Here is a 6,839-nt window from a genome sequence, read left to right on the forward strand (position 1 = left end):
GGACATCGGGGTAGTTTCGACGCCATGCGTTTCATTGCGCTCGACACCCCCAAACCGCTGTCCAAGATCGGGTTGGGCACCTGGCAGTTCGGCTCCCGGGAATGGGGGTACGGCCCGGACTTCGAGCGGCAGGCGGCGCAGATCGTCCGGCGGGCCGTCGAGCTGGGCGTGACGGTCTTCGACAGCGCGGAGATCTACGGCTTCGGGCGCAGCGAACGCATCCTCGGCGCGGCCCTCGGCGACGACCGGCCGAAGGTCGTGATCGCCAGCAAGATCCTGCCGGTCCTGCCGGTGGCCGCCGTGGTGCAGCAGCGGGCTGTCGCCTCGGCGGCCCGGCTCGGCGTCACCAGCATCGACCTCTACCAGGTGCACCAGCCCAACCCACTGGTCGCCGACCACACCACGATGCGCGGCATGCGGACCCTGCAGGACGTCGGGCTGGTCGGCGAGGTCGGCGTGAGCAACTACGGGCTGCGCCGCTGGCAGGTCGCCGAAGCGGCACTCGGCCGGCGGGTGCTCAGCAACCAGGTCCGCTACAGCATGCTGGACCGCGCACCCGAGCAGGACCTGCTGCCGTACGCGCGGCAGGCCGGTCGGGTGGTCATCGCGTACAGCCCGCTGGCGCAGGGCTTCCTCTCCGGCCGCTACGACGCCAAGAACCCGCCGACCGGCGCGGTCCGGCGCGCCAACCCGTACTTCCTGCCGGAGAACCTGGAGCGCGGCGCGGCCCTGATCGATACCCTGCGCCAGGTCGCCGACGCCCACGACGCCACCCCCAGCCAGATCGCGCTGGCCTACCTGCTGCGCCACCCGAACGTGCTCGCCATCCCCGGGGCGTCCGGGGTCGAGCAGATGGAACGCAACGCCGCCGCCGCCGACATCGACCTCGCCGACGACGAGTACGCGGCGCTGGCCGAGGCGGCGAAACGCTTCCGCCCGATCACCGGACTCGCCGCGATGCCGGCGATGCTGCGAGCCCGGTTCGGCAAACCAACCGGAAAGTGAGCACAGTGGACGACATCACCGCGCTGATCCTGGACGACCACGCCGCCTTCCGGCGTGGCTTCGCCCGCCTCGACGACGCCCGAGACGAGCAGGAGATGCTCGCCATCTGGGACGCCCTCGCCCTGCACCTGGACATCCACGCCGAGGCGGAAGAGGCGATCCTCTACCCGCACCTGGTCAAGCACGGCGACGACGGCGAGGACGAGACCGCCGACGCGATCGGCGACCACAACAAGATCCGTGACGCCATCGCCGAGGCGAAACTGCACCCGGTCGGCTCGGATCAGTGGTGGGAGGCGGTCGGCAACGCCCGCCGGGAGAACAGCGAACACCTCGCCGAAGAGGAGGACGAGGCGCTGCCCGACTTCCGCCGGCACGCCAGCACCGAACTCCGCGCCGAGCTGGGCCAACGCTGGCTGACCTTCTACGGCGAGCACAAGAACGGTCGCAACCTCCCGTTCCGCGACAAGGACCCGCAGCAGTACGTCGCCGACCACAGCTGAGATCTCCCCGGCACGGGGGAGTCGCCGGGACCCGTCCGGGCCGCAGAATGACGAGGTGAACCCCCGAGCGGCGCTGGCCCCGCTGGTCGCCGGCACCACCTGGCGACGCGGCGTGTTCCTGCTGCTCGGCGGCGTGCTGGCGCTGCCGTACGGGCTGCTCGCGGTGACCTTCGCCCAACTGCTCGCCGACTCGGCGATCCCGCGCCCACTGGTCTACGCCCTGCTGGTCATCGCCGTACTGATCGCCGTGGTCCCGTTGCTGCTGGACGGCAGCCGGGCCTTGGAGATCGCCGCCGTCCGGGCGCTGCTCGGTGTCGACCTGCCCGAACCCGCGCCCGGACACCACGGCGACCGGGACACCCGGCTGCGCAGCGCGCTCTGGATCGCCACCCACCTCATCATCGGGGCGCTGGTGATGATCGCGCTGTTCAGCGCCCTGCCGATGGCGCTGGCGTTCATCGCCCAGCAGTTCGGCGTCGGCACCGAGCTGACCAGCCGGGAACAGTTCGGGCCGTTGGACGGGCAGGACAGCGGCTGGCTGACAGTGACCGGGGTGCTCCTGCTGGTCGGCCTCGGCTACGCCGTCGCCGGGCTCGGCGCGCTCGCCGGATCCATGGCACCGGTGCTGCTCGGGCCGGCCCAGGCGGAGCGGATCGCCGCCCTCGAAGCACGAGCTGCCCGGCTCGCCGAACGCAACCGGCTGGCCCGGGAGCTGCACGACTCGGTCGGTCACGCGCTGACAGTGGCCACCCTCCAGGCCGGAGCCGCCCGCGAGGTCCTCGACACCGACCCCGAATTCGTCCGACGAGCGCTCACCGCCATCGAGGACGTCGGACGGACCGCGATGGACGACCTCGACCACGTACTCGGGCTGCTTCGGGAGAACGGACGCGACCGGCCAGTGGTGGCGCCGCAGCGTACCCTCGCCGACCTGGACCGGTTGGTCACCGACGCCCGCGCGGCCGGCCTGACCGTGCACGCGCAACGCGCCGGCGACCCGGCCCGGGTGCCCGCTGTGGTCTCCCGGGAGGGTTACCGGATCGTCCAGGAAGGACTGACCAACGCGGCCAGGCACGGCCACGGGCCGGTGACGGTACGCCTGGACCTGCACAGCGACGCGCTGGAGTTGGAGCTGGTCAACGCGGTGCGCCACCCCGACCGGGCCCAGCGGGGGCGGGGCGGTCGAGGACTGGACGGCATGCGGGAGCGGGTGCTGCTGCTCGGCGGCCGGCTCACAGTGGGCCCCGACGGCGACCGGTGGCTGATCCGGGCCCGCCTGCCGTACGAGGAGACGACATGACCACCGGAGTGCTGATCGTCGACGACGACGAGCTGATCCGGGTGGGGCTGCGAGCCATCATCGACGCCCAACCCGACCTGCACGTGCTCGCCGAGGCCGCCGACGGCGCCGAGGTGCCGCCGCTGGTCGCCCGGCACCGGCCCGACGTGGTGCTGATGGACGTGCGGATGCCCGGCATCGACGGCATCCAGGCCACCCGGCACCTGCTGGCCACCTCCGCCGACCCGCCCCGGGTGCTGGTGGTCACCACCTTCGCCAACGACGAGTACGTCTACGAGGCGCTGCGCGCCGGCGCCTCGGGGTTCCTGCTCAAACGGGCCCGGCCCGCCGAGGTGGTGGAGGCGGTCCGGGTGGTCGCGGCCGGTGAGTCACTGCTCTTCCCGGCCGCGATCCGCCAACTGGTCGGCGCGTACGGGCCGACGGGTGGCGACCGGTTGACCGCCGCCCGGCTCACCGAACGCGAGGCCGAGGTGCTGCGGTTGATGACCACCGGCCGGTCCAACCCGGAGATCGCCGCGCACCTCGTGGTCGGGGTGGAGACGGTCAAGACGCACGTCGGCAACGTGTTGGCCAAGCTGGGCGTCCGCGACCGTACGCAGGCGGTCATCGCCGCGTACGAGTCCGGCTTCGTCACCCCGTCGGGCTGATCGGTCCCTCAACGGGGGGAGTGGGTTCACCGCTAGCCGGGAGGGAATCCGGCGGCTGTCCGTCGAGGCTGAGAGCATGACAACGATCACTGCCTCCCCACCCCGTACCGACTCCCGCTGGCCGGACCGGCTGGCCCCACTGGCCGCCGGTTGGCTCGGCCTGTGGGGCGTGCTCGCCCTGATCGGCACCCTCACCGGCGCCGGCTACCCGTTCGGCCCGAACGACCCCCAGGGCGGCGACGTCAGCCTGCTCCGCCTGGTGCCGGTGGAGGTGGCCACCCCGCTCCTCGCCGGCGTGCTCCTCACCGCCGCGGTGGCGGCCCTGGCGATGAGCCGCCCGGCGGCGCGCCCACCAGGCCCGCTGCGGGCGCTGCTCGCCGGCTACGGCTGGGCGGTCGCGTTCGTGCTCGTCCTGGTCGTGCCGGACGTCCGGGTGCTGGTCGTCCTCGGCTACCTGCCGATACTGATCGTCGGGGCGCCGTTCGGGTGGCCGCCGGTCGACTACGCCGACATCTTCAACTGGGCGCTGTTCGGCCGGTTCGCGGCGCTGGCCGGCGGGCTGCTGATGGTCGGGGCGGTGCTCGCCTGGCAGCGCCGTACCGCCGGGGCCTGCGTCGGCTGCGGCCGCGCCGACACCGGCCAGCGGTGGACCACCCCGGCCGCCGCCAGCCGCTGGGGCCGGTGGGCAGTGGGCATCGCCGCGTCCATCCCGTTCACGTACGCGTTGACCCGGTTCGCCTGGGCGGCCGGCATCCCGCTCGGCATCTCCCGGAAGTTCCTCACCGAGATGCAGGACACCGGGCTGGTCTGGGCCGGGTTCGGGCTGGCCGCCTTCGCCACCGCCGGCGCGATCCTCACCCTCGGCCTGGTGCAACGTTGGGGCGAGCGGTTCCCGCGCTGGATGCTCGGCCTCGCCGGCCGTCGGGTGCCGGTGAAGCTGGCCGTGGTGCCGGCCACCCTGGTCGCCATCTCCGTGACCGCGGCCTCGCTGGGGCTGCTCAGCAACCCGAAGTTCTGGGAACTCACCGGCGGGCTCAGCATCACCGGGGCGCCGATGATGCTCTGGCCGGTGTGGGGCGTGGCGCTCGGCGCCGCCACCTACGCGTACCACCTGCGTCGCCGCGGCACCTGCCGGCGTTGCGACCGGGGCTGAGGGTGGTGGCCAGGGGTGCCCCCCGATGCCCGGGGCACCCCTGCGAATGTGAGCTAGCGTGGGTCGGGTGACTGCGCCTACCCCGGTAATCCCGGTTCCACCGGCCGACCTGCCCGGCACGCTCGGCGCGCTACGGGCGGCCGGTCACCAGTACCGCACCGTCAAGCAGGAACTCCGCGACAACCTCCTCGCCCGGATGCGCTCCGGCGAGACCCGATTCCCCGGCATCGTCGGCTACGACGACAGCGTGCTGCCCGAGGTCGAGCGGGCCCTGCTCGCCGGGCACGACATGGTGCTGCTCGGCGAGCGCGGCCAGGGCAAGACCCGGCTGATCCGCTCACTGGGCGCGTTGCTCGACGAGTGGACCCCCGTTCTGCCCGGCTCGGTGCTCAACGAGCACCCGATGCACCCGCTCACCCCGGCGTCCCGCGCCCAGGTCGCCGAGGCCGGTGACGACCTGCCGATCGGCTGGCTGCACCGTTCGATGCGGTACGGCGAGAAGTTGGCCACCCCGGACACCAGCGTCGGGGACCTGATCGGCGACGTCGACCCGATCCGCATCGCCCAGGGTCGTACCCTCGGCGACCCGGAGACCATCCACTTCGGGTTGGTGCCGCGCACCAACCGGGGCATCTTCGCCGTCAACGAGCTGCCCGACCTGGCCGAGCGGATCCAGGTGGCGCTGCTCAACGTGCTGGAGGAGCGGGACATCCAGGTTCGCGGCTACCAGCTGCGCCTGCCACTGGACCTGCTCCTGGTGGCCAGCGCCAACCCGGAGGACTACACCAACCGCGGCCGGATCATCACCCCCCTCAAGGACCGGTTCGGCGCGGAGATCCGCACCCACTACCCGGTCGACCTGGAGTTGGAGCTGGCGCTGATCCGCCAGGAGGCCGACCTGGTCGCCGAGGTGCCGGAGCACGTGCTGGAGGTGCTGGCCCGTTTCGCCCGCGCCGTCCGGGAGTCGCCGTCGGTGGACCCGCGCTCCGGTGTCTCCGCCCGATTCGCCATCGCCGCCGCCGAGACGGTCGCCGGTGCCGCGCTGCGTCGCGCCGGTCTGCTCGCCGCCTCCGACACCCCGGACGGACGCCCCGAGGCCGCCGTTGCCCGCGTCGGCGACGCGGTGTCGGTGACCAGCACGCTGCGCGGCAAGGTCGAATTCGAGAGCGGCGAGGAGGGCCGGGAGATCGAGATCCTTGCGCACCTGCTGCGTACCGCGACCGCCGAGACGTTCCGGGCCCACCTGGCCGGGCTGGACCTGTCCGGGTTCACCGCCCTGGTCGAGGACGGCGCCGCGATCGAGACCGGCGAGTTGGTCAGCGCCACCGAGCTGCTACGCCAGGTCGGCACCGTACCCGGGTTGGCGAAGGTCCTGGACCGGCTCGACCTGGGCGACGCGCCCACCTCCGAGGAGGCTGCTGCCGCCGTCGAGTTCGTGCTGGAAGGGCTGCACCTGACCCGCCGGCTCGGCAAGGACGTCACCGACTCGGGGCGCACCGTCTACGGCGGCCGGGGCTGACAGTGGCCGGCAACCGGTTCCGTTACGGGCAGTGGAACGGCGGGCCCGACCCGCTCGCACCCCCGTACGACGTGCGTGAGGCGGTGGACGCGGTCGGTGCCGAGGTGCTGGCCGGCGGCAGCCTGCGGGAGGCGCTGCGTGACCTGCTGCGCCGTGGCCCGCAGGGACGGGGTGGCCTGGACGACCTGGCCGCCCGGGCTCGGCGGCTGCGCCGGGAGGCGCTGCGCAGGGGCGACCTGGACGGGGCGGTGACCCGGGCCCAGGCCCTGCTCGACCAGGCACTCGCCGCCGAGCGGGACGAGCTGCGGGGTCGCGACGACGACGCCGCGCGGTTCGCCGAGGCGGTGCTGGACAATCTGCCGCGCTCGACGGCGCGGGCCGTGGAGGAGCTGTCCGGCTACCAGTGGGCCAGCGACGACGCCCGCCGCTCGTACCAGCAGATCCTCGACCAACTCCGCGACGACGTGCTCGGCCAGCGCTTCGCCGGGCTGCGCGACGCGGTGCGCGCCTCCGCCGACCCGGCCGCCCAGCAGCGGCTCGCCGAGATGATGGGCGACCTGAACGACCTGCTCGCCCGGCACGGTCGCGCGGAGGACACCACCGACGCGTTCGCCGAGTTCATGCGCCGACATGGCGACTTCTTCCCGGAGAAGCCGGAGAACGTCGACGAGTTGATCGACGTGCTGGCCCGCCGGGCGAGCAGGTCGTTCAG

At 73.0% G+C, this 6,839-nt stretch carries 6 protein-coding genes and 1 pseudogene; all 7 read left to right on the top strand.

Annotated elements, in window-relative coordinates; all coding sequences use genetic code 11:
* Positions 1-24: 24 nt before the first annotated feature.
* A complete protein-coding gene (locus tag KBX08_RS17365; protein ID WP_210784525.1) occupies positions 25-1,005 on the top strand; it encodes an aldo/keto reductase in 981 nt (326 codons plus the stop codon).
* Positions 1,002-1,508 carry a hemerythrin domain-containing protein gene (locus KBX08_RS17370; RefSeq protein WP_210784526.1) on the top strand — a complete coding sequence of 169 codons (507 nt, stop codon included), beginning with the start codon at positions 1,002-1,004 and terminating at the stop codon, positions 1,506-1,508. Before KBX08_RS17365 ends, KBX08_RS17370 begins: the two co-directional genes overlap by 4 nt.
* 55 nt (positions 1,509-1,563) lie before the next feature.
* On the top strand, positions 1,564-2,808 hold the full coding sequence (locus KBX08_RS17375) for a sensor histidine kinase (RefSeq protein ID WP_210784527.1): 1,245 nt from the start codon (positions 1,564-1,566) through the stop codon (positions 2,806-2,808).
* Positions 2,805-3,455 (top strand): response regulator transcription factor, encoded by a 651-nt coding sequence (locus KBX08_RS17380; RefSeq protein ID WP_210784528.1) that lies wholly within the window; start codon positions 2,805-2,807, stop codon positions 3,453-3,455. The genes KBX08_RS17375 and KBX08_RS17380 overlap by 4 nt, the downstream gene beginning before the upstream one ends.
* Positions 3,456-3,531: 76 nt before the next feature.
* Positions 3,532-4,608, top strand: a complete 1,077-nt coding sequence (locus KBX08_RS17385; RefSeq protein ID WP_210784529.1) for a hypothetical protein — start codon at positions 3,532-3,534, stop codon at positions 4,606-4,608.
* A gap of 58 nt (positions 4,609-4,666) precedes the next feature.
* Positions 4,667-6,127 (top strand): sigma 54-interacting transcriptional regulator, encoded by a 1,461-nt coding sequence (locus tag KBX08_RS17390; RefSeq protein ID WP_210784530.1) that lies wholly within the window; start codon positions 4,667-4,669, stop codon positions 6,125-6,127.
* A gap of 2 nt (positions 6,128-6,129) precedes the next feature.
* Positions 6,130-6,839, top strand: a pseudogene (locus KBX08_RS17395) (hypothetical protein); the annotation flags it as partial.

This window comes from Micromonospora sp. H61 (assembly GCF_018070325.1).
GTDB lineage: Bacteria > Actinomycetota > Actinomycetes > Mycobacteriales > Micromonosporaceae > Micromonospora > Micromonospora salmantinae.